Source organism: Spirosoma luteum DSM 19990 (genome assembly GCF_000374065.1).
GTDB lineage: Bacteria > Bacteroidota > Bacteroidia > Cytophagales > Spirosomataceae > Spirosoma > Spirosoma luteum.
The window spans coordinates 441,929-465,788 of the sequence record NZ_KB893246.1 but is presented as its reverse complement, the minus strand read 5'-3'; the positions used below and the strand labels follow the sequence as shown (position 1 = coordinate 465,788).

Genomic DNA, 23,860 nt, shown 5'->3' with positions numbered 1-23,860 from the left:
CTAGAGCGCAGCTATGGCTTCCAGTTCGATACCAAAACCATAATGCAGCGGAGAGCAGGGAACAACCGAGCGGGCTGGGCGGTGTTCGCCAAAAAACTGGGCATACAATTGATTCACTGCGCCCCATGCGTCAATGTCGGCAATGTAAATAGTCGTTTTAAGTACGCTTTCACGGGTGCATCCGGCTGCTCGCAGAATGGCATCGAGGTTAGCCAGAACCTGCCTGGATTGATCTGATATGGTAGCTTGTGAAAGTTTTTCTCCGGTTGGGGTGATAGGCAAAATTCCCGACAGGAATACCAGTCCGTTATGGACGACAGCCTGCGAATAGTGGCCTCCCGGCGCGGGAGCATCTGGGGTCTGGATGAAAGTCATGCTTATTGTGAGGTTTTATTCCTGATTTGTTTGGTATCGCCAATGTCTCTAAAAAAGATGAAAATAGGTTTTTAACGGGCAAAAAAATACCCTGGCTATGCGTAGTCAGGGTATTGATCGTGAATTGTGTTGTTCTGCTTACACTATCGCGTCAATCAGGGCAGTCACGATGGATACCACGATGCTGAATAACAGGGCAGCTATAAAGTTGCTGACGTGAAAGTCGGGGATTAAGTAGGCGGTTAAATAAACCATTAACACGTTGATAACCAAAAGGAAAAGGCCAAGAGTTATAATCGTGATGGGAATAGTCAGGATAGTTAGTATGGGTTTAATAAATGCATTCAGGAAACCCAGTACAATAGCTACAATGAGGTAAGTTCCTACTCCGCCGGTTGCGGATACACCTGGAATAAAGTAGCAGGCAACCCACACTGCTACGGCACTAATGAGAATTCGAATAATAAGGCCCATTGAATTTGTCAGAGTTTGGTGAGAAACGACTCACAGGCACCACCGAGGCACCTGCCGTTATCGAAAAGACAAACTGCAAATCGGAACCTATTGTTTAATATGCCGACGCTGCAATACCCCCACTATGTCGTCTAAATTCATATTCTTATGCTCCAGCAACACCAGAAAATGAAAGAGTAAATCGGCCGCTTCTCCTCTAAATAAGTCGTCGTTGTTGTCCTTTGCTTCAATTACCAATTCAACGGCCTCCTCGCCCACCTTCTGCGCAATCTTATTGACACCCCTATTGAACAGAGTGGTCGTGTAAGACTCTTCGGCCGGATTTACTTTCCGATCCTGGATAATACTCTGTAAATAATTTAAGAATTGGCCCTTTCCCTGATTCACTTCCTGAAAACACGTATCGGCCCCGGTATGGCAAACTGGCCCGACAGGAGCAGCTTTGATCAACAGCGTATCGCCGTCGCAATCCACCAGTATTTCCCGCACATGCAAAAAGTTGCCGGAGGTTTCCCCCTTTGTCCAGAGCCGTTGTTTGCTCCGGCTAAAGAATGTTACAATGTTTTCGGCGAGGGTTTTTTCATGTGCTTCGCGGTTCATATAACCGAGCATCAGCACCTTGCCCGTTTCCGCGTCCTGAATAACGGCTGGCAGCAGACCGTCGGGTGATTTGTCAAAGTTAATATCGGAATTCATGACGTAAAGGTAAGCCGCTAGGCCCGAATCGTCTGCACAAACTCCTTAATCCCCTCTTCCGAGGTGCCGTTTTGGGCTAAATGCCGGATAAACGCGCTACCTACAAAAGCTCCGTTGGCATATTGACTAGCTGTATCGAAGGTTTCGTGGTTATTGATGCCGAACCCAATCAGGTATGGATTACGCAGGTTCATGGCCTTAATACGGTCAAAATACTGCCGCATAGAGTCACTCGTGCCTTTCACAGACCCTGTAATGCTCGCCGACGATACCATATAAATAAACCCGTTTGATTCTTCGTCAATGTATCGGATGCGACTTTCCGAGGTTTGCGGGCTAATCATGCTGACGTTTAGAATGCCATACTCGCGAAAGGTTGTTGCGTAGTCCGCCAAGTACAAATCCAGCGGCAGGTCGGGCAAAATAACCCCGTCCACGCCCACCTCCTGGCATTTTTGGCAGAAGTTTTCCACCCCGAATTGCAACACTGGATTGATATAACCCATCAGCAAAATCGGCATGATTATGTCTCTACGGCAACCTTGCAGTTGGGCAAAGAGTGTTTTGAGTGACATACCATTGTCCAATGCCCGGCCATTGCTTTGCTGAACCGTTTCGCCATCAGCGACGGGGTCGGAGTAAGGCATTCCGATTTCCACAAAATCAACATTAGCCGCCTGCAAACTCCGCAGAATCGTCAATGTATCGTTGAGGTTAGGGAACCCCGCCGTGAAATAAACGCTCAGCAACCGTTCACTCTTTTGTGAAAATAGGTCTGAAATGCGGTTTTGGGTAGTTGATAAGGTCATTAGTATTTTTTGGTTGTCATTTTTGGTTATCAGTCGATTGTCATTCATGGCCAATCAGTAACTGACCACGATGACAATGAATGACGACTAATACCCATAGATATAATGACTATAAATGCTTTGAGTAGGTATTCAGGTCTTTATCTCCCCGCCCCGATAGGCAAACCACCACCACATCGCTGGGCTGAAGATTCATTTTTGGCAAAGCGGCCAGCGCGTGCGCTGTCTCCAGGGCGGGAATGATGCCTTCGAGTTTGCTAAGTTCAAAACCAGCCTGCAAAGCCTCGTCATCGGTGATAGCGTAGAAATCTCCCCGGCCCGACTCGAACAGGTGCGCGTGTAGGGGACCGATGCCCGGATAATCCAGACCAGCAGAGATGGAGTATGGTTCTGTTACCTGCCCATCCTCAGTTTGCATCAATATCGTCCGACTTCCGTGAAGAACACCCGGCTTGCCAAGTGCCGTGGTAGCTGCCGAATGCCCTGAAGAAACGCCTTTTCCGGCTGCCTCAACAGCTACCAGACGTACGGAGGGCTCGTTCAGGTAATGGAAAAAAGCCCCCGCGGCATTGCTACCTCCACCCACACAAGCCACCACATAGTCGGGCGTTTCACGGCCAACTTTAGCAAAAAGCTGCTTTTTTATCTCTTCCGAAATGACGGACTGAAACCGGGCAACCATGTCCGGGTAGGGGTGAGGGCCTACTACAGAACCGATAATGTAGTGCGTATCAACGGGATTATTAATCCAGTGGCGCATGGCTTCATTGGTAGCATCTTTAAGAGTTTGGCTACCCGACTTGGCTGGCACAACCGTGGCACCAAGCATTCGCATCCGGTCGACGTTGGGTTGCTGCCGCTCCATATCGATACTGCCCATATAAACAATACATTCCAGACCCATCAATGCGCAAACTGTTGCTGTTGCGACCCCGTGTTGACCAGCCCCCGTTTCGGCAACGATACGTCTCTTGCCGAGCCGTTGTGCAACCAGAATCTGACCAATCGTATTATTGATTTTATGCGCTCCGGTATGACACAGGTCTTCCCGTTTCAGGTAGATGGTTGCGCCAATCTGCGCCGATAACCGCTTAGCCAGAAACAACGGTGTTGGCCGGCCAACGTAATCTTCCAGTAGTTGCCAGAACTCGGCCTGGAAAGCGGGATCCGCTATTATGTCGAGATAATTCTGCCGAAGTTCTTCTACATTCGGGTAGAGCATTTCGGGGATGAAAGCCCCGCCAAAATGCCCATAAAATCCTTTATTCGTTACCTCAAAAGAGGTTTGTGGTTCTATTGTGGTTTGCATACGAATGAGTACTTAATCTAAGCGTAATCCTGACAAAAGATAATAGCCGCAGGCCTTTTCGTGCGCTAATCCCATTACAGTGCTTCTTCCTCAATAGGCCGAAGCCGGTCTATCAGTTCCTTTACTTTCGCTACATCTTTCACGCCGGGTTCAATTTCAACCTGGCTGTTTATATCAACCCCATAGGGCCTGATGCCCTTGAGGGCAACCAGTTCGTCGAGATTGTCCAGACCAATACCACCGCTGATGAAAAATGGTTTTTCGTTATCGTAACGGCTCATGATTTGCCAGTCGAACGTTATGCCGTTTCCACCGGGCTGTTCTCCTTTTGCGTCGAACAGGAAAAAGTCGCACTGAGCCTTGTAGTTATTTAGCATTGAGAAGTTGAACGACTCATTTACCCGGAAGGCCTTGATGATGTTGATACCCCGGTTCCTCAGGCTACGGCAATAATCAGGTGTTTCGGCACCGTGAAGCTGCACGTACTGAAAATCGTATTTCTTCACGCTTCTCAAAATGAATTCCGGGCTGGCGTTCACAAATACACCTACTTTTCGAATCGACTTAGGGAGTGCCTTCACTACCGCTTCGTCCAAATCATCGCCAACGAAACGAGGGGACTGGTCATAGAAGATGAAGCCAATAAAATCGGGCTGTAAAGCCGCAATCTCTTTTAGGTTCTCGGCGTCGCGTAGACCGCACACTTTTATTTTCATGAGCTAAACGAGTTGATGAAGGTGGGCATTCGTGATTGAAAGTCTGTTACTAATGCTTGCAGCGCTGCGGCTGGGTCAGCCGTTTTCATGAACGCTTCGCCGATGAGAAATCCGTCGAAACCAGCTTTGAATAGAGTTATCATGGTGGCCGCATCGGTCAAACCACTTTCGGTAATTTTAGCAAACGTGTCTGGAATCTGCTCAATTAGCCGAAGCGACGTTTCGATGTCGGTTTTGAACGTCTTCAGGTTACGATTATTAACGCCTACCAGATCAACATTGTGCGTAAGACAGCGGTTCAGTTCATCTTCGTCATGCACTTCAAGTAACACTTGCATACTCAGGTCGTGGGCCTGCATGCTAAGCTCGTTTACTTCTTCCGGCGTCAGACAGGCGGCAATCAGTAGGATAACATCAGCGCCCCAGGCCTTGGCTTCCAGTAGCTGATAGCGGTCAATAACGAAGTCTTTGCGCAAAATCGGCGTTTCGGGATTTGCCAGCCGCGCAGCCTGTAAGTCGGCGGGTGTTCCACCAAAAAAGGGCTCATCGGTCAGTATGGACAGGACAGCTGCCCCCGCCCGAACGTACCCCTGCGTGGTTTCTGTTACATCAGCCTGCGCGTTGATAATACCTTTTGAGGGGGACTTGCGTTTGAACTCCGCAATGATGCCCGTTGAGCGAAATTCCTGAACGGCATCCCGTGTCGACAGGCACATCCGTTTGAAGTTGGGCATTTGTTCCAGCTCTGATACTGGAGTTAGTTCTCTTCGCTGGGCTACTTCGATTCGCTTTTGCGCAATAATCTCATCAAGAATTGTCATTCGTTGTCATTACTTGTCAGTAGTGGTCATTGACTGTCATTCATCGCAAAACAAAAAAATGACTAAAAATGACAACTAGTGGCTGGTTCTACGCAATTAACTTCTTAAAACAGGTCAACGCCTTACCACTATCTAATGATTCCCGTGCCATTGCAACCGCATCATCCCGGCTGTTGGCTTTCCCGGCGGCCAGCAATGCCATAGCTGAATTAGCCAGTACGGCTTGCTTCTGGGATGAGGTTGCTTCATCGTTCAGCACATTCATAAATATCTGCGCCGATTCGTCCAGTGTTTGCCCCCCTGCCAGTGATTCGGGCATTAACACGTCCAATCCTAATTGCTTCGGTTCCAGCACCTGTTCTGTTTGACTAGTGATGACTTTAAAGGCGCCGGTCAGCGAAATTTCGTCATAGCCATCCAGGGTATGCAGAATCATAAATTGCTTGTCTGTCTGCTGATAAAGGTACGCATATAATCGCGCCAATTCAAGGCTGAACACCCCAACGAGCTGTTTGGCGGGCCTTGCCGGATTTATCATTGGACCCAGTACATTGAAAAAAGTTTTTACGCCCAGGTCTTTCCGAATGGGAGCAACATTTTTCATGGCCGGGTGGAAGAGGGGCGCGTGCAGGAAACAAATGCCCGCCGTTTCCATCTTACGCTTTAGTTCACCTACATCATTAGTGAATCGATAGCCTAAATACTCCATAACCGTCGATGAACCGACCAGCGACGACACCCCGTGGTTCCCATGCTTGGCGACCCGCTGCCCCGCTCCGGCAACCACAAAGGAGGACAGCGTTGAGATATTGAAGGTATCTTTTCCATCGCCCCCGGTACCGCATAGGTCCATTGGGTCATAATCGGCCAAATCAACGGGCAGACAAAGGTCAAGCATCGCATCGCGGAAGCCTTCCAGTTCTTCGAGTCGCAGGCTGCGCATCATATAAACGGTCAGAAAGGAGGCTATCTGCGCCGGGTTGTACTCTCCCCGCCCAATGCCCAGCAGCACTTCGCGCGCCTGGTCTTTGGTTAAGTGTTTATATTCAAACAAGTGATTGAGGATTTCTTTCATTTGATTCATGTAGAGATGCATAGTTGCGTCTCATCGCCGGATGGTTTTGTATAGAATTTTTACTTACGCTAATGAGACACGATGTATCGCGTCTCTACATGGATAACCAGTTTTGAATCATCCGCACGCCATTCTCGGTCAAAATCGACTCCGGGTGGAATTGTAATCCCCGCACATCATACCGTGAATGCATCAGGCCCATTATACGCCCTTTATCATCCATAGCCGTTACGCGGAGTTCTGCCGGTAATGAATCAGGCACAACCGTCCAGGAATGATATCGGCCCACCGTTAACTCATCGGGAATATCCTGAAAGAGGAATTCAGCGCGGTCGGTAATGGTGGTCCGATGCGCTACACCGTGCAACACATCGCCCAGGTTTTCCAGCGTGGCACCGTATACTTCACCGATGCCCTGATGGCCGAGGCAGATGCCCAAAATGCTTTTAGTAGGGCCATATTCACGAACCAAGTCCTGCATAATACCCGCTTCTGAAGGGATTCCCGGCCCCGGCGAGAGCATAATTTTATCATACTGCTCGACGGCGTCCAGCCCGATTTTGTCGTTCCTGATTACATCGGGTTGTTCTCCTAACTCCCGCAGAATATACACGAGGTTATAGGTGAAGGAATCGTAATTATCTAAAACAAGGAGTTTCATTAGTACAAATAGATAATGATTGATGTAAAATGAATAATGTCTGCAATACGCCATTGCACATTGTCCATTACAATGACTTAGCTTGCTCGATGGCCACTCGTAGAGCAGCCAGTTTATTATGAACTTCCTGTAGTTCGCTTTCAACGACCGATTTAGCTACCACGCCCGCACCTGCCTGATAGTACAATGTGTTATCCTTGCTCATGAATGTCCGAATCATGATGGCATGATTGAACTCACCGTCGAAACCCATATAACCGATACTGCCGGAGTAAAAACTACGGCTCAGATTCTCATACCGGTCGATTAACGTCATAGCCATGTGCTTGGGCGCGCCCGAGAGGGTGCCAGCCGGGAATGTTTCGGCCACAATCTGTAAGGGGACGGCGTTTTCGGTCAGGTTCCCCACCACTTTAGAGACCAGGTGAATGACGTGCGAGTAATACTGCACCTCTTTGAAGGTCTCAACGTTAACCACATCGCAATTACGGCTCAAGTCATTACGGGCAAGGTCTACCAGCATAACGTGCTCGGCCGACTCTTTGGGGTCATCATATAGCTTCTGGGCAAGTTCGGCATCACGGATGTCGTCGCCCGTACGCCGGAACGTGCCCGCAATGGGGTAAATGGTGGCTTTCCGGTCTTTAACCACAATCTGCGATTCGGGCGAAGAGCCAAATAGCTTGTAACTGCCGTAATCAAAATAGAACAGGTAGGGGGATGGGTTCAGCGACCGCAAAGTCCGGTATACATTGAATTCATCGCCGACAAACGGAGTCGAAAACCGACGTGACAGCACAATCTGGAATACATCACCCCGGTGGCAATGGTCAATACCCTTCTGAATAACACGCCTGAATTCGTCGTCCGTAAAGTTCGACTGTTCGGGTCCGGCCGTGCTGAAGGTATAGGTAGGATAGTTTCGACCGGTAATCAGGTCACTGATGTGGTCGAGCCGGTCCTGCTCTGGTGCGTCAACAAATGCGGGGTCTCCAGTTTCTCCTTCCTGAATGTAGCTGTGTTCAAATAGATACAATTCATCCTTAAAATGGTTGATAGCCAGTACGTAGCGATACACCATAAAAACGGCGGCTGGAATCTGGTTCTCAGCAGGTACCGCGGCATGAAGCGTGATATCTTCAAAGCTCTGCACCGCCGGATACCCAAAATACCCGAACAGCCCGTTTGTTATAAACGAAAACGGAGATTTCTCGTGTTGAAAGCTGTCTTTAAACTGCTGAAGAGCACCCTTCATCTCCTGAATGGGCAATTCACGGGTTTGCTCCGGTGCTTCCGGCATTTTAACTGTCAGCTTGCCAGCCTCGTACGAGAATTGGGCAACGGGGTCGAAGGCGATGTACGAAAACGAGTTTTCATTGCCATGATAGTCTGAGCTTTCGAGCAGAATACTGTTCAGAAAGCGGTCCCGGATGCGGAGGTAGATGCTAACCGGTGTGATAATGTCAGCCAGCATCCGCTTGTGGCGGCTGATAACGCGGTAGGTAATAGGGATCTCAGTAGTCATTTCCTGTTAATTTTTGCTGAAAAGGAAAAAAAATAAGGCTCACCGGGATGACGGTGAGCCTTTATATCGTTCGCTTGTAAACAACAATAGGGGCAACCCTCATCTCGGTTGAGAAGAGTGCCACCACCAAATCATGCTTACTGAGTTATTCATTAGTATATTTTGTTTTAGATTGGCAGGATTCGAACCGCTCTAGACCGATTGAGCGTACAAAGATAAAACGTTTGTTTTGGTTTAGTCAATACGAAAACGTTTTTTGTTTCGATACAATAGTTTCCGCTACAGGCTCATCAGCGAGACGTCCATGTTTTTGTTACCTGATAGTTCGAAGGAGGCCTGGTCGAAGGTTGGGGGTGCCATAAGCCTTTTCAAATTAGAAAATCCGAACGGTTCAGTGGGCATCTGTCCTGAAAAGTCTATTTTTCCATTGTCATTCAAATCCTGAAACATACGCACGGCGTAGCGGCCTGTTGCCAAACCATCGAAAATGACGGTAATGGATCCCATGGCAGGCACCTCTACTACCTTAGTCTGGATAGATTTTCCATCAAAACTGGCCTGGTCATTGGCCAACCCAATGTGCATTTTTCCATTTCGGACCCCTACATCGGGTACAACAACGGTCAGCTTATAAGTTGCCGTTGTAACAGCGGGTTTAGTTACCTGTTGGGAAACTCCGGGTTTAGTCAGCAGGGAAAGTAGGACCAAAGCGGCAAAAAAGGGGGCAACAAATGTTGTTTTCATGATGTTGGTTATTGACAATTGATTGCTAGACAACACAAAAATAGCAGTATCGTGCGGTTACCGGTCAAAGAAAGGGGCTAATCACACCTGCCTGGGACAAACGGTAAGATAGGCTGACCGTCATCCTACATTCAGTGTCAGGTTTCCACTCTTCGTATACCGGATTTCCTCTTCAGCCAGCATCTGCCTCAGGGTCTGGGTGAGGGAATCTGCATCAGTTTGGGCGAAATAATGGGCGAGTTGTTTGGGCGATACCCCTGGCCCGTTTGCCAGCGCAACGTATTCGCGCACCTGCTCCCGTACGGCAGACTGGCTTTGTTCTGCTTTCTTCTTTTTCTTGAGGCAGTTGTCGCAGATGCCGCATCGGTCTCCCGGTTTTTCCCCAAAATAGGCCTGCAATAGTCGGGTCCGGCATTGGGTTGGGTGTTCGGTATATAAGGTGGCGGCCTGTACCTTTCGCATCGCCAGCTCCTTGCGCCGGTTTAGCTCCTGCGTGTTGACCGGCAACGACGGCGCATCGTAGCGGGGTGTCAGGAATGTTAACTGAGGTTTGTCTTTCTGTTTTTCATAAATGACTACATTCCGCTGGTGCAACTGCGTTAGTAACTGCTCAATTTCTGACTGGTTGATTAAATAGGTCCGGGCCAGCGTAGATTCCGAGATGGTAATGAAGTCGGTGAATAGTTCGCCCCCGTACAACCGGAGTAGTAGTTTCAGGAACGGGTCGAGACGGGGATTCAGCACCTGAAACTCATAAAGCTGCCGGTTGTCCAGCACAAAGGTTAGCCGGGATGGGTGAAAGTAATTTTCACTTAGTTGAATTAACCCTTCCAATTGTAGCTGTTTTAGGGCGTAGTGTGTTTCCTGCGGGGGCAGTGTGAATGTAGCGGTGAAAGCGCCCAAATCGAAGTCGTAACTACTAAACTCGCCCCCACCAAGTGGCACAGCGGTATAATTGGCCAGTGCCTGGTATACCCGGCGCAACATAGCTACTGGCTGATACAACTGCTCAGTCCGGAAACGCAGGTTTTCCAAATCGCCGGGGGTGTACAGCATGACCGCGTAGGATTTCTGCCCATCGCGCCCCGCCCGACCCGCTTCCTGATAATAGGCTTCGAGGGAATCAGGAACGTCCAGGTGAACTACCGTGCGCACATCGGGCTTGTCGATACCCATACCAAACGCGTTCGTGGCTACCATAACCCGCGTTTCCCCTTTCATCCAGCTGTCCTGTTTATCGGACCGTTGCTGAGTGGTGAGGCCAGCGTGGTAGAAATCGGCAGAAATTTCCTGTTTTGAAAGCCATTGGGTAATCTGCTGCGTTTGCCGACGGCTCCGAACGTACACAATTCCACAGCCCGGCACATTTTGTAACACCCGTAACAGGCGATTTTCCTTGTCCTCTTCCAGCACGGCGGAATATGAGAGATTAGGCCGGGCAAAGCTTTGCCGGAAGATAACGGGCTCCCGCAGCGTCAGTTTATCAACAATATCGGTCTGAACATCCGGCGTGGCCGAAGCCGTGAGGGCAATAACGGGGGTGTCGGGAATAAGTTGACGAAAGTCAGCAATTTGCAGATACGGGGGGCGGAAGTCGTAGCCCCAGGCCGAAATGCAGTGGGCTTCATCGACTGCCAGCAGGCAAACGGTCATTTGTTTTACCCGTTCGATAACAAGCTCAGTTCGTAACCGCTCGGGAGAAACGTACAGAAACTTTAAATTACCGTAAATGCAGTTGTCCAGCGTCGTGTCAATTTCCCGGTAGTGCATACCGGAGTAGATAGCCGCAGCCGGAATGCCCCGCTTCCGTAGCTGCTCGACCTGGTCCTTCATCAACGCAATAAGGGGGGTCACCACAATGCAAACACCTTTCATGGCCAGTGTTGGTACCTGGAAACAAATGGATTTTCCACCCCCCGTTGGCATTAGTACAAGCACATCCTGACGGTCCAGAACCCGATTGATCACATCTTCCTGCATGGGCCGGAAGTGATCATATCCCCAAAATTGTTGTAACAGTTGCCGGATGGTCAATTCTCGTTTGATGTTTGGTGTTCGACGTTAGGCGGTGCCGTCTTGTTGGCCGACACAACGACAAACAAAAATACGGCATCAAAACCCAAATCGTTATCAGAGAGTTGTTTGATCAGGGGGAAATATTCGCGTCTTCATAACGTCAAACGAAACTATCATGATTCAAAAAGTTATCAAATCCGAGGAAGAGTGGAAGCAACTACTAACACCCGAACAATATCGGGTGGCGCGTGGTAAAGGAACCGAGCGGGCTTTCTCGGGAGAATATTGCGAAGCGCATGATCCCGGGGTTTACGCCTGTGTGTGTTGTGATACGGAATTATTCGAGTCGACAACCAAGTTTGAATCGGGCACGGGCTGGCCCAGTTTTACCGAACCTATTGATGAAGAGCGTGTTCGTCTGGAAAAAGACGATAGTTATGGCATGCGCCGGGTAGAAGTACTTTGTAATGTGTGTGATGCCCACCTTGGCCATGTTTTTAACGATGGACCGAAACCAACCGGCATGCGGTACTGTCTAAACTCTGTGTCGCTCGTGCTGAAAAGACCCGCCTAACCGACCTGAAAACCGGAGGTGAAAAATGGGGCTGCCTGTTTTATGCTGTAATTCATAAAACAGGCAGTCCTACTTTTACTGCGTTCATCCATTTATTTTAGCAATAGTATCATTCTGAGCATGCAAGCCATTGTTACTGGTTATTTAGACGCGAAATTTACATTGTCTGAAAGATGAATGTCAATATGATATACGGTAGGATTGTAGGGGCTTTATGCAGTGTGTTCATGCTGGTAAATCCAATGGTTGCCCAAAAAATTGGGTCTTCCCTCCCTTCACCTCCAGTAAGCTTATCGGCGTCAGGGGCCAAAATATACTATTACAGCGACAACCGGGACGCGTTTACACAGGTACCCCCGCCCGCCGTTTTTCTCCAGCGGAAGAGCACGTCGGGTCGTCTGGCTGCCCCCAAAGCGCAGTTTGTTGTTACCTATACCAACTTTACCCCCGAAGCAAAACGAGCTTTTCAGTACGCCGTCGATATCTGGTCAACATTAATCACGTCCTCCGTTCCGATTCGAATACAGGCCAACTGGATTTCCGACACGCCAGGCTTATTGGGTTCAGCGGGGCCAACGTCGTATCGGTATAGAGTTGATGGGGCACAAAAAGCAACGGCCTTTTACCCCATCGCGCTGGCCGAAAAAATTGCCCATCGCGAGTTGAATACCCCTGGCGAAGCGGATATTATAGCCGACTTCAACCGAAATAACGAATGGTACTTCGGTACCGACGGCCTCACGCCTAAGGGGCAGACCGACATGGTAACGGCTGTACTTCATGAACTAACGCATGGCCTGGGTTTCATTGGTTTTTTCAACACGACCCCTACGCCTTCTGGTCAGATTGTTGGACAATACTTGGCGGCTTTACCGTCGGTTTACGATAGCTTTATTGAGACGGGTGGGGCTGGCGGCCCGGTAAGACGGTTAGTGACGTCCCTAAAAGAATTTCCGAATAACTCCCCTGAGTTAAACCAGCAATTGACGGGCAATGATCTGTTTCTTAACGGAGCGATACTACGGCAGACCACGATCCAGAAACTCCGACTTCATGCCAAATCGCACTTTTCCCGGTCAACCAGTATCTATCACCTGGATGAAGACACGTATCCTGCCGGAGACGTAAATTCACTGATGACACCCACATTAAAACAGGCTGAATCCATTCACTCCCCCGGACCGCTGGTAACGACCTTCTTCTCTGATATGGAATGGAAGACAACATCCGTTCTGCATACACCTTTAGCCAATAGCGAGGAGGCTAAAGATCTGCTGTTTAGTGCCCGAATCGTTAGCGACACCACGATTATTCCGGCATCTGGCCAGTTATTCTACCGGAAAAGTGCGCCCACAGCCGGTGATACTGCCTTTACGGCCATCCCTCTTATTCGGATAGATACAACCAATGAATACCGGTATACGCTGCCCGCTGCCCAGGCCAAAGGCGATATCTGGTATTACTTTCAGGCGCAGGATGTAACGGGGAAATCGTTCGTAAATCCCGGCAGGCAGTTGAATGGGGCAAAAACCTGGTATCATATCCAGGTAGGGCCAGACACAACGCCACCCACCATTCAGTTTGGTCCTGCCAAACAGGCCTTATTCTCAACAACTACCATTGATAGTCTGCCAATCTATGCTCGTATTTCCGACGACAGAAGTGGGGTCGCTTTGGCGTATGTTGACTACCAAATTAACGGGGTAGCACAACCAAACCTGCCTTTGACCTATAATCGCCTGACTATTGGTAATTTCAGCTATGACTCCATTTATGTGAATCGGGTTGTTTTTCCCGCTAATTCGCTGAAAGTTGGCGATAAAGTCACCTATCGGATTGTAGCGCAGGACAACGCGCGAACAAAAAACCAGCGCGCTAATCCAGTCAACGGTTTTTATCAATTGACGGTAGTGGGGCTTCGGGCAGTACGTGATCAATACACAACAACATTCAACGATACTGGTGTAGCCAGTGACTTTGTGGGAAATGGGTTTTCTATTATGACTCCCGCTAGCTTTGGGGACCCGGCTATTCATTCCGAGCATCCGTACCGAAACGGAGATGACTTTAAATCGCAGGCTACTACCGGCATAGTACTGTTGACCCCCATTCGGATAAAAGCGAACCCAGATAGTGCTTACGTTCGTTTTGACGAAGTGGTACTGGTCGAGTCGGGTGATGCCAGCAGCCGACCCGGCGACGCGAACTTCTACGATTATGTTATTGTGGAAGGGTCCAGTGACAGCGGTCGTACCTGGAAGCCGCTGATTGATGCCTACACCTCCAGCGATAGGGGAGAGTGGGTAACCGCCTACAACAGCGACCTTGTACCTGGTCTGTATGGTGAGCGAAACTCAAAAGCGGGCGGCTTCCCGGCCATGTACCGAAAGCGGGAAATACCCCTTCTGAGACCAGGAGCAGCTTTTAAGGCTGGGGATCAGGTTTTGATTCGGTTCCGGTTGTTTGCCGATCAATTATCATACGGCTGGGGTTGGTCTATTGACAACCTTCGAATTCAGGCGGGTCCACCACCACCGGTGCTGGCAACTGATCCCGTTTCTGCCGGGGTATTCAGGGTATATCCTAATCCGGTTAGCAGTGGGTTAATGAAAATAGAAGCTGAGTTGCCCAGGCAACGGGCTGAAATTATAGTGACTATTGCTCAGCCAACCGGCCAACTCATGCGGCAATATACCCTAAAGGTAAGTGGCTCGAAAATCAATGAACAACTCGATTTGAGTCAATTACCCGAAGGAATGTATTTTATACAGTTGAAAGCCGATGACCTACTCCTGACGCAGAAGGTTATTATTGTGAAATAATCCTGCTCTGGTGGTTCATGTATGAAAACCGTTTACAGCTTTCTCCTGCTTCTTTTGCTGGTTTTTGCCTGCTCTCCAGCCCGGCATATCAGTCGTGAACTGAAGACAAAACCAGTCTATACGGATCATTTTACGGGTGTCGCCCTGTATGACCCGGTTCGGAATCGGGCATTAATACAATACAATGCCAACAAGCCCTTCGTACCGGCTTCAAACACAAAGTTGTTTAGTTTTTATGCGGGACTATTGTACTTGCCGGATTCGCTCCCGGTGTTACGATACACAGTTCGGCCGGATTCGCTAATTTTCTGGGGCACAGGAAATCCTCTTCTACTCCACCCCGATCTGCCTGATACCACCGTGCTTGCTTTTCTGAGAAATCGTCCGGAACGGCTGTTTTTTTCTGCTGCCAACTACACGGGACCTCGTTTTGGACCGGGCTGGGCCTGGGACGATTATAATGATGATTACTCGGCCGAATTGGCTCCGTTGCCCATATACGGTAACGTTGTTCGCTTTCGGAATGGGACGATAAGCCCCCGGTCGTTGGCCGATAGCGTTTACATAGCTGCCGGGGTTATGACCGGCGGGATACGCAGGAGTGAGTCCTCCAATAAATTTACCCGACCCGGTAATTCCAGTCCGTCTGTTCGACAGGATGTGCCATTTCAATGGTCGCCTGACCTGGTTGCCAAACTACTGGCCGATACATTGCACCGGGAGGTGAATGTTGTTGCGATTCCCGTACCCGCAACGACATTGGTCGTACGTGGGGTACCTGCCGACTCGCTCTACAAGCGAATGCTTCACGTGAGTGATAACCAATTTGCCGAACAGACGCTGTTCATGATCTCCGCTGAACGGAATAAAAGAAAACTCGACCCGGTGGCAGAGATACATCGAATGACCGATTCTGTTCTACACGTATCGGCAGGTTCTGCCAGATGGGTAGATGGATCTGGGTTATCGCGTTATAACGCTTTTACACCCAATGCATTGATTGATTTACTCGGGAAAATAGCGGCAAAAGTACCCCAACAGCGACTGTTTGCCTTACTCCCGGCCGCCGGGCAGTCGGGTACATTGCGAAGTATTGGTGTAGATGGTAAGCCCTATGTATTTGCCAAGTCTGGTTCAATGACGGGCGTTTATAATTTGAGTGGTTATGTAATAACCAAGCGGGGTAAGTTGCTATATTTCAGTATTATGCACAATAATTTCACCCAGCCGGTAAGTGAAATGCGCCGACTGACGGGTGAGTTATTGAAAGAGATACACACCCAATTTTGAAATATAGTGCTTTTACGATCAAGTGGTTAAAGGGGGCTGCACGCCAAAAGTATCGGGTACGTTCAGCATTGAATAGGTCTTTTTTGTTTACATTTACTTACTCCCTATTGCTCAGTTAAACGCATTGTTCTTATGGTTTCGGATACACCAGCCACCAGCACCCCGCTCGGGCGTGGTATCAAACATATTGGCATTGGTAAGTACGGTAGCAAACCCCTTACCCCCGAACTGTTAACCGACTGCCGGGTTGCCCTGACTGACCCATCCTCCCATCCGCTGCAACGTGGTGCCTTTCTGGGCGCGTTGCTGGCCAAAGGAATGACGCCCGAAGAGAAAACGCTGGAAGCTGTAATTGGTAAAGGCGCTTTTGACCATCCTACCTATTTCATCAACAAAATTTGCCCCGATTTACCCGAAGGGCTGCATCCGATAGCCACCAAACTTGTTCGTGGGGCAAATCTGCAGGTAAGTGAAGCGGAGCAACTGGGCGATTACCTGTTCGGCAACGGCGTATGCGAGACGTTTCGGGGGCTGGCTGCCAGTATCATGCGGGTCCGGCACGAAACCAACGAAGAGTATCAGGGACTTATGCGGGCCGTTGAACGAACGTACTCGCCCGGTTTCGGCCCAATAAGCTGTGCCGACCGGCCGTTGGTTCAATTGGCCGAACCGTTTGATGGTGTTGAGCATAGTTACCTAATTACTCCGCTATTGGGGCAATTTTTCCAGAAATGGGGCTACGGGGCAATATCCATGGTTGGCCGGTCCGGAGGACCTAAGTTTACGCTTAATGCCCTTGACCTTTATATGAACCTGGGCTGCCAGTTTCTGCAAAGCAACCACGAACTCGATACGCCCTTACATTCATTCGGCTGGGTACTGGACCAGAAAGCATTGTCGCCCGCACTCAACAGGTGGGTAGATCGGCGTACAGTCATTATTAAGCGGCCATTTCTGGCCACACTGGAGAAAGTCCTCAATCCCTGCCATGCCCGAATACTGGTGACATCCGTATTTCACATCACGTATCAGATGAAAATGGCAGAACTGGCCATGCTGGCTGGTTTCGATGGAGTCATCGTACTAAAGCGGGGGCTGGAAGGGAGCCTGGCACCATCAACGAGTCGGTCGAGTGGGATTTTGTGTGCTGTCCGTACGCCTAAAGGTCATTTGTTTTTTCAGCATTTTGAGGGCGACGCTCCGGCGTTTTCGGCCTTCCGAACAGAAACGGAATCGGAAATAGAACAGCCTCAGGCCGCTGATAACGCCCGACTGGTGCGGAGATTCATGACCGATGGGCATACAGAGAACGCCGAATTCGATAATCGGGTACAGTTTGCTCACGCGCTTTATGGCCGGGGCCTAACCTGGATTGAAGGCCAGTTGCAGTGAACAGAATGCGTATCTTTGGCCGCAAATGACAGATGTAGTAATTATTGGTGGTGGCATTGTTGGACTCGCCACCGCCCTGCAATTGAAACAGCAGCGGCCGGCTCTTAAGGTCGTTCTGCTGGAAAAAGAGTTGGCCGTAGCGCAGCACCAAACCGGCCATAATAGTGGCGTTATTCACTCCGGGCTCTATTATAAACCCGGCAGCCTGAAAGCCACAAACTGCATTCGGGGGTATCGGATGCTACTCGATTTCTGTAACGCCGAAGCTATTCCGTATGACTTGTGCGGCAAAATTGTGGTAGCGACAAAACAGGAAGAGACACCCCAGTTGGAAACCCTCTACCAGCGCGGATTACAAAATGGTCTTGGCGGTCTGAAAAAATTGTCGGTGGCCGAAATGCGTGACATTGAGCCGCATGTCAACGGGGTTGCCGGGATGTTTGTGCCACAAACGGGAATAATCGATTACAAGCAGGTGGCTGACAAGTACGCTGAGAAATTTAAGGAACTTGGGGGCGCTATCCACCTTGGCGAACGAGTTGAGCAGGTAACTACCGGCACGAGCCTTAGTATTGTCGTGACCGACAAAAATCGGTACGAAACAAGGCTGGTTATTAACTGCGCCGGTTTATACTCCGACAGAATTGCCCAACTGACGCAGCGGGAAGCCATTGATGTTCGTATCGTACCCTTTCGGGGCGAATATTTCAAGCTTAAGCCCCAGAAAGAATACCTGGTTAAAAATCTGGTTTACCCCGTTCCAGATCCTAATTTCCCTTTTCTGGGTGTTCACTTTACCCGTATGGTTCACGGCGGTGTAGAGGCTGGCCCCAACGCAGTACTCGCTTTCCAGCGGGAAGGCTATAGAAAATCAGATATCAATCTGAAAGAACTGGCGCAAACACTTGCCTGGCCCGGCTTTCAGAAAGTGGCGGCTAAATACTGGGAAACGGGTCTTGGCGAAATGTACCGGTCTTTTTCCAAATCAGCCTTTACCAAAGCGTTACAGGCATTAATTCCAGAAATTCAGGAAGCTGATTTGGAGCCTGGGGGCGCCGGAGTTCGTGCGCAGGCCTGTGACCGGACGGGTGGTCTGCTCGATGATTTCGCTATTGTAGAGACCGACAAAGCCATCAATGTACTCAACGCGCCATCTCCAGCCGCTACATCATCGCTATCCATTGGCAAAACGGTGTCAGAAAAAGCATTGACCCGCTTTTAAGGGGAGTATGACAAACTGCTCGCGGGATGCTATGTTCTTGGGCCTAGTTAAAACGGGAGAAAGTAGGGGCGAGAATTTTGTAGCGGCAAAAGGTACATTGAAGGAATTTCTTTTTACGAAGGCAGGAAAATAGCAAACAGAACGCGTGATACGTAGATGATGTGGTAACGGGTGTCTTATCAAAAGAACACATCGATGAAACCAAATGGAATACCTGGTTACTGGCCGATACCACACAGGCCCTGAATTAAGGCCAGCTAGGATTAATAATTTTGCTAGCACACGAGTTTTTCAGGCAATAGGTTGGGAAAGCAATTGCGCTGTTGTATGTTTCCGGTATGAAAGTTCGTCCGTCCGCCCTTATCTGGCAAAAAAATAATAATCAGATAGAAGTTTTGTTCATGCGTTACTCATACGGAGGGCAGGATGTGTTTGCTTTGCCCGGTGGTAGCCCTGAACGGGGAGAAATTTTACCCGAAACCATCATCCGTGAAGTCCGGGAAGAGTTGGGAATTTCAATTGAAGTGGGCGAAATGATTCTGGCAGGTGAAATGCTGCTCACTCAGCGTAATGATGACGTGCTACATGTCGTTTTCGCCGTCCGGACATTTACCGGTACTCCAGTTCTCAACTCCGATGAAACTACCGCCCTCGATATCGTCTGGAAACCGATTAACGAGTTGGGCAACCTTAATCTTTACCCAAACATCGGCGCTAAACTCCAGCCCTGGTTCGATAGTGCCAGTTATCTGGGTTACATTGGTCGGATTGAGCAGCAGTATTTTGAGTAGTAGAAACGCAAAAGATACCAGGCTGCTCCGAAAATATTCACTACCTATGCTTACCCAAACACTAAAATCCCTCTTCCGTCGTGACCTCGAACAACTTAAGCGGGAGGTGGAATTGTATCAGGATGAAAAAGTGATTTGGTATACCGAAAGAGGCATCAGCAATTCAGCCGGAAATCTATGTCTGCATCTGGTAGGTAACCTGAATGCGTTTGTCGGAGCTGAACTTGGGAAAACGGGCTACGTACGCCATCGTGACCTGGAGTTCTCGCTAAAAAATGTTCCTCGCAGTGAATTGTCAGCTAAAATAGACGAAACAATTACCGTTGTTGAGCGTGCGTTAGAAAATCTGACTAGCAAACAACTGGAGGCTGAATACCCACAACAGGTATTTGGTAAACCAATGACGACGGAATACTTTCTAATGCATTTGTCCTCGCACCTAATGTATCATCTGGGCCAGATCAATTATCACCGGCGGTTGCTGGACGCCTGATAATCAGACTCCCTACTACCATTCCAATCACACTTGCCAGCAATCCCCAAAGCATCGGCGAAATTTCGGTTTGTCGCCATAAGCAAAATAGCCATACGGTGAACCCAACGACCATAGAAAAAAGGCATCCTGTCAGGTTAGCTCGTTTCCAGTAAATGCCAGCTGTTAAGGGAATAAATAAAGAAACCAGACTAAAGGCCGATGATTCACCAACCAGATCAAAGATATTCGTGTCTCGGGTGGTGCTCATCAAAACACAAATGAGGGTGATGATAACTACTGCCCAGCGAATTGATTTTAGCAATGTTTTATCGGTAATACCTGGCCGAAAAAATTTCATCACGTTCTCCCCAAAGACAGTTGCCGGGGCTAGAATTGCCCCACTCGATACGCTCAGAATAGCCGATGTTACCGCACCAAAAAATAACACCTGTAAAGGAAGGTTACCATGTCGCATTACCATATTCGGAATAATGAGCTGATTATCTTTTGGTAAATCCGGGTGAAGTAGTTTTGCACTGAGAGCAATGAATAGAGGCAACATCGCAATCGTGACGTATAGGGCCGATGCCAGGAATGAAGCCCGAACAGCTGTGTTTTCAGTTTTAGCAGCCATTACGCGCTGAAAAACATCCTGCTGCGGAATAGATCCCAATCCAATCGTAATCCAGGCGGCACCATAAGCCAGCCAGGCTTTTCCCGTCGATTTCGGCAGAAAACGAAAAAAACCCGGTGGGGTCTGCCTGTCAATTGCTTCCCAACCACCTAATTCATTCCATAAAAGTACGCCCAAGACGGCCAGCGCTAGAATGATAATTAGGTTATGAAAGAAATCAGTGATGGAAATGGACCACATACCCCCTAGTAAAGTGTAAACCATAACAACGCCTGCGCTGCCAATAATGCAATAGGCTCGGGGAATGTCTGTTACCACACTTAGTATAATACCGATGGCTACTAGTTGGGCCGCAATCCAGCTAAAATAAGAAGGTATAACCATCAGTGCGGAGAGTAACTCCGCCGAGCGTCCGTACCGGATACGGAAATAATCACAGAAGGTAATGATATTGAGTCGGTACAGGGGACGGGCGAAAAAAGCGCCGACCAGGAACAGGCATAAAGCGGACCCAAAAGGCTCTTCGATAACCGCCAGAAACCCCCCATCCACGAACATAGCCGGAGCACCCAGGATGGTTTCTGACCCAAACCAGGTAGCGAAGGTTACAGAAGCCGCCAGCAATAAGGGCAACCGCCGACCCGCCAGCACAAAATCCTGCGAAGTCGTTACGCGCCGGGCTGCCCAGACGCCAACAGCGACGTTGGAGAGCAGATAAAGTGAAATGAAGAAAAGGAGCATAATGGCATAGCCAAAAAATTCCGGCAGGGAGCGAATTAATTCGCTCCCTGCCGGAATTCGTATGATTGATGGCGCGTCGACTTGTTACAGTTTCAGCGTAGCCGGTAAATATTTAGCAATCAACTCCTCATAATAAGGCCTTAACTCACTTACTACGGGTGGTTTTGGGCTTTTTGAGTACAAGTCATAGGGATTAAACTTGTTTACCCATTTAAACATCTCGTGGTCGTGCTCATCCATCAGGTGATTGTAAGCCTCCTCGCGGTGTTGCGAATAAAACGAGTGATAACGCATCATGTAAAGAGCCGGTTCGGGCATGTAATCCTTCATGATCTGATACAAATATTCGTCGTGGCCCCACGACATATGTACGTTGCGTAAGCCGCAGTTAGGGGTATATACACCATATTTGGTATTGTACCGCTCATCCTGACTGTCGGGGTTATTGGCGAAAAACTCGGAGTAAACAATTTTGTCCGAATGCTGGCAGCCAACCGGGAAGGTATCGCCCACAACGGCCCACTGCGGTTCACCAAAAAGACACAATACTTTGCCCATATCGTGAAGAAATCCGGTCAGTACAAACCAATCAGGGTGCCCGTCGGCACGGATGGCTTCGGCGGTCTGGAGAAGATGTTGAAGCTGGTCTAGGTCTGTATCCGGGTCTGAATCATCAACAAGGGTGTTCAGAAATTCCATTGCCCCCCATACAGGTAGTTCCTTTTTACTGAAGGCCAGAAACTCCCGTTCTTTTTCGCGCACAAAATCATACGTCTGGTAGGTATGGTTGAGCCGGTAAAATTCCCGGACCGTATCGCGTTCCGGGGTATCATAATTCCGGTAATCTTCTTTCGACTTATGCTCGGGTTCAGGATAACGACTCAGTATGTCGTCTTCCCATTGATCCAGACTGGTAAGGGGGGCTGTTTCGCTAATCATGACGGCTAAAAAATTAGAAGACAAATCTAGACTTTTTTCCTGTTAATCAGTAGAGTAACGTATTCTGGCGGAGAAAAATTACGCTTTGAACTACCAGAATACCGTGTATAACACGGCCAAAATACCGAAAATACTAACCGAGCCAATCACAAACGAAGGGGTTACCCGGAACATCTGCTTATCAACAATGATTTCTTTGTTATTAGCATAACCGGCCGGATCAGTCAGTGAGATAACCACCATTAGTAGGATGTCGATGCAAAATACCCAGGTAGTACGATGCAGAAAAGGAATGGAATCGGACTGAACGCCAAACAGGTCCGTTACTTCTGGCCAGAATTTGAGCAATGTGGACAGGGGAAGCGTTAAAATAGCCACGGTTAGGGCGGCCCGATTGGTGGCCCGTTTCCAGAAGAACCCAAGCAGAAATATGGCAAAGATGCCAGGCGTAACAAAGTTAGTGTACTCCTGAATGTATTGATACACCTGGTCGAGTGACCGTAACATAGGAGCTATGGCAATAGCTATCAGGAAAGAAACCACAACAGCCCAACGACCCACCTTAACCAACTTTCGGTCCGACGCATTTTTGTCCACGTACTTCTTGTAGAGGTCAAGGGTGAAAATGGTTGAAATTGAATTGCATTTACTAGCCAGGGAAGCAACAATTGCCGCTGTCAGGGCTGCAAAGGCAAGTCCTTTCATCCCTACTGGCAACAGATTCATCAATACCGGATAGGCCTGATCGGGCTTAACCACGCCCGAAGCGTCAGTCATAGCTTCGCGGAAAGGTCCGCTCTGGTACAATACGTAAGCGGCAATGCCTGGAATAACCACAATGAGGGGAATCAGTAATTTCAGAAAGGCCGCAAACAGGATGCCGGTACGAGCCGTTTTCAGATCGGCTCCCAGCGCCCGTTGCACAATGTATTGGTTGCACCCCCAATAGTATAGGTTATTTAACCACATGCCGCCTGTTACCAGTGCCATTCCCGGAAGCACCTCATAGTTTGGATTACCTTTCGGGAAAAACATATGAAAATGGCTGTCAGCCTTCTGTCTGAGCGAGAGTAACCCATCCCAAACGCTGGCTGTGGCTGAACCGCTGGTATCCTGTGCTACCAGTTGCAATGCCAGATAGGTAACAACCAGTCCACCAAATATTAGCACAACTACCTGAATTACATCGGTATAGCCAATAACTTTCATGCCACCGAGCGTAATAAAAATAGCAAATATCGCCAGTCCAATTGTGCAGGCAGTAAACGAAATGCCAACCAGTGACTCAATGGCAATAGCGCCCAAGTATAAAATGGAGCTGAGGTTAACCAGCACATAAACTACCAGCCAGAATATGGCTAAAATCGTACTAACCGTATCACTATACCGTTGCGCCAGAAACTGGGGCATGGTATAAATATGGTTGCGAAGGTAAATGGGAATAAAAAATACCGCTACAATAATGAGCGTAGCCGCAGCGAACCATTCGTAAGAAGATATGGCCAACCCCATGGCAAACCCCGAACCGGCCATGCCAATAAAATGCTCTGCCGAAATATTAGACGCAATAAGGGACGCACCAATTGCCCACCAGGTTAGCGACCCTTCAGCTAGAAAAAAGTCGGTCGTGCTCATTTGGGATGAGCGTTTTCGCTGGTAGATCCAGTAACCGTAACCAACAACAATGATGAAGTAAACGAAAAATACGAGGTAATCGGCGGTAGCGAGGTGATTCATGTAGTGGGAATAAAGAAAATAC

At 48.9% G+C, this 23,860-nt stretch carries 22 protein-coding genes; 7 read left to right on the top strand and 15 right to left on the bottom strand.

From position 1 onward, the window contains the following. The 12 genes from B156_RS0106515 to B156_RS0106460 all read right to left on the bottom strand — a co-directional run bounded on the left by B156_RS0106515 (position 1) and on the right by B156_RS0106460 (position 11,239). Positions 1–375: a RidA family protein gene (locus tag B156_RS0106515; protein ID WP_018618857.1), complete on the bottom strand. Its 375-nt coding sequence runs from the start codon at positions 373–375 to the stop codon at positions 1–3. A gap of 138 nt (positions 376–513) precedes the next feature. Beyond that, on the bottom strand, positions 514–849 hold the full coding sequence (locus B156_RS0106510; RefSeq protein WP_018618856.1) for a phage holin family protein: 336 nt from the start codon (positions 847–849) through the stop codon (positions 514–516). Between the two features lie 87 nt (positions 850–936). Further along, entirely contained in the window at positions 937–1,545 is a 609-nt protein-coding gene (hisIE, locus tag B156_RS0106505) for a bifunctional phosphoribosyl-AMP cyclohydrolase/phosphoribosyl-ATP diphosphatase HisIE (protein ID WP_018618855.1), read from the bottom strand. Between the two features lie 17 nt (positions 1,546–1,562). Next, positions 1,563–2,354: a tryptophan synthase subunit alpha gene (trpA, locus tag B156_RS0106500; RefSeq protein WP_026260646.1), complete on the bottom strand. Its 792-nt coding sequence runs from the start codon at positions 2,352–2,354 to the stop codon at positions 1,563–1,565. Positions 2,355–2,463: 109 nt separating this feature from the next. Then, the gene (trpB, locus tag B156_RS0106495) at positions 2,464–3,663 is read right to left on the bottom strand and encodes a tryptophan synthase subunit beta (RefSeq protein ID WP_018618853.1); all 1,200 of its coding nucleotides are present in this window, start codon (positions 3,661–3,663) and stop codon (positions 2,464–2,466) included. A 74-nt stretch (positions 3,664–3,737) separates the two neighbouring features. Beyond that, the gene (locus B156_RS0106490; protein WP_018618851.1) at positions 3,738–4,379 is read right to left on the bottom strand and encodes a phosphoribosylanthranilate isomerase; all 642 of its coding nucleotides are present in this window, start codon (positions 4,377–4,379) and stop codon (positions 3,738–3,740) included. Continuing rightward, on the bottom strand, positions 4,376–5,200 hold the full coding sequence (trpC, locus tag B156_RS0106485; protein ID WP_018618849.1) for an indole-3-glycerol phosphate synthase TrpC: 825 nt from the start codon (positions 5,198–5,200) through the stop codon (positions 4,376–4,378). The genes B156_RS0106490 and trpC overlap by 4 nt, the downstream gene beginning before the upstream one ends. Positions 5,201–5,288: 88 nt before the next feature. Beyond that, positions 5,289–6,275, bottom strand: a complete 987-nt coding sequence (gene trpD, locus B156_RS0106480; protein ID WP_026260645.1) for an anthranilate phosphoribosyltransferase — start codon at positions 6,273–6,275, stop codon at positions 5,289–5,291. Between the two features lie 94 nt (positions 6,276–6,369). Continuing rightward, on the bottom strand, positions 6,370–6,936 hold the full coding sequence (locus tag B156_RS0106475) for an anthranilate synthase component II (protein ID WP_018618847.1): 567 nt from the start codon (positions 6,934–6,936) through the stop codon (positions 6,370–6,372). Positions 6,937–7,003: 67 nt separating this feature from the next. Continuing rightward, positions 7,004–8,461 (bottom strand): anthranilate synthase component I family protein, encoded by a 1,458-nt coding sequence (locus B156_RS0106470; RefSeq protein ID WP_018618846.1) that lies wholly within the window; start codon positions 8,459–8,461, stop codon positions 7,004–7,006. Between the two features lie 279 nt (positions 8,462–8,740). Continuing rightward, positions 8,741–9,205 carry a DUF2141 domain-containing protein gene (locus B156_RS0106465; RefSeq protein WP_018618845.1) on the bottom strand — a complete coding sequence of 155 codons (465 nt, stop codon included), beginning with the start codon at positions 9,203–9,205 and terminating at the stop codon, positions 8,741–8,743. A 120-nt stretch (positions 9,206–9,325) separates the two neighbouring features. Further along, positions 9,326–11,239: a RecQ family ATP-dependent DNA helicase gene (locus B156_RS0106460; protein ID WP_026260644.1), complete on the bottom strand. Its 1,914-nt coding sequence runs from the start codon at positions 11,237–11,239 to the stop codon at positions 9,326–9,328. A 157-nt stretch (positions 11,240–11,396) separates the two neighbouring features. Between B156_RS0106460 and msrB the strand changes: the two genes are divergently transcribed. The 7 genes from msrB (at position 11,397) to B156_RS0106420 (ending at position 19,805) form a co-directional block, all read left to right on the top strand. Next, positions 11,397–11,795 (top strand): peptide-methionine (R)-S-oxide reductase MsrB, encoded by a 399-nt coding sequence (gene msrB / locus B156_RS0106455; protein WP_018618843.1) that lies wholly within the window; start codon positions 11,397–11,399, stop codon positions 11,793–11,795. Between the two features lie 227 nt (positions 11,796–12,022). Further along, complete coding sequence (locus B156_RS0106450) at positions 12,023–14,617, top strand: T9SS type A sorting domain-containing protein (RefSeq protein WP_018618842.1); 2,595 nt, start codon at positions 12,023–12,025, stop codon at positions 14,615–14,617. Positions 14,618–14,638: 21 nt separating this feature from the next. Continuing rightward, positions 14,639–15,907 carry a D-alanyl-D-alanine carboxypeptidase/D-alanyl-D-alanine-endopeptidase gene (locus tag B156_RS0106445; RefSeq protein ID WP_018618841.1) on the top strand — a complete coding sequence of 423 codons (1,269 nt, stop codon included), beginning with the start codon at positions 14,639–14,641 and terminating at the stop codon, positions 15,905–15,907. 132 nt (positions 15,908–16,039) lie between these two features. Beyond that, on the top strand, positions 16,040–17,299 hold the full coding sequence (locus tag B156_RS0106440) for an anthranilate phosphoribosyltransferase (RefSeq protein WP_018618840.1): 1,260 nt from the start codon (positions 16,040–16,042) through the stop codon (positions 17,297–17,299). Positions 17,300–17,324: 25 nt separating this feature from the next. After that, positions 17,325–18,521, top strand: coding sequence for an L-2-hydroxyglutarate oxidase (gene lhgO, locus B156_RS0106435; protein ID WP_018618839.1), 1,197 nt, complete (start codon positions 17,325–17,327; stop codon positions 18,519–18,521). Between the two features lie 338 nt (positions 18,522–18,859). Beyond that, a complete protein-coding gene (locus tag B156_RS0106425; protein ID WP_026260643.1) occupies positions 18,860–19,312 on the top strand; it encodes an NUDIX domain-containing protein in 453 nt (150 codons plus the stop codon). A 46-nt stretch (positions 19,313–19,358) separates the two neighbouring features. Continuing rightward, positions 19,359–19,805, top strand: coding sequence for a DinB family protein (locus B156_RS0106420; protein WP_018618836.1), 447 nt, complete (start codon positions 19,359–19,361; stop codon positions 19,803–19,805). On the opposite strand, the gene B156_RS0106415 is transcribed toward B156_RS0106420, so the two are convergent. From B156_RS0106415 to B156_RS0106405, 3 genes are all read right to left on the bottom strand, one after another. Then, complete coding sequence (locus tag B156_RS0106415; protein ID WP_018618835.1) at positions 19,774–21,162, bottom strand: high affinity choline transporter 1; 1,389 nt, start codon at positions 21,160–21,162, stop codon at positions 19,774–19,776. The two genes, B156_RS0106420 and B156_RS0106415, sit on opposite strands and share 32 nt — an antisense overlap. An 84-nt stretch (positions 21,163–21,246) precedes the next feature. Then, positions 21,247–22,101: an inositol oxygenase family protein gene (locus B156_RS0106410; RefSeq protein WP_018618834.1), complete on the bottom strand. Its 855-nt coding sequence runs from the start codon at positions 22,099–22,101 to the stop codon at positions 21,247–21,249. Between the two features lie 90 nt (positions 22,102–22,191). Then, positions 22,192–23,838, bottom strand: coding sequence for a sodium/sugar symporter (locus B156_RS0106405; RefSeq protein WP_018618833.1), 1,647 nt, complete (start codon positions 23,836–23,838; stop codon positions 22,192–22,194). Positions 23,839–23,860: the final 22 nt, after the last annotated feature.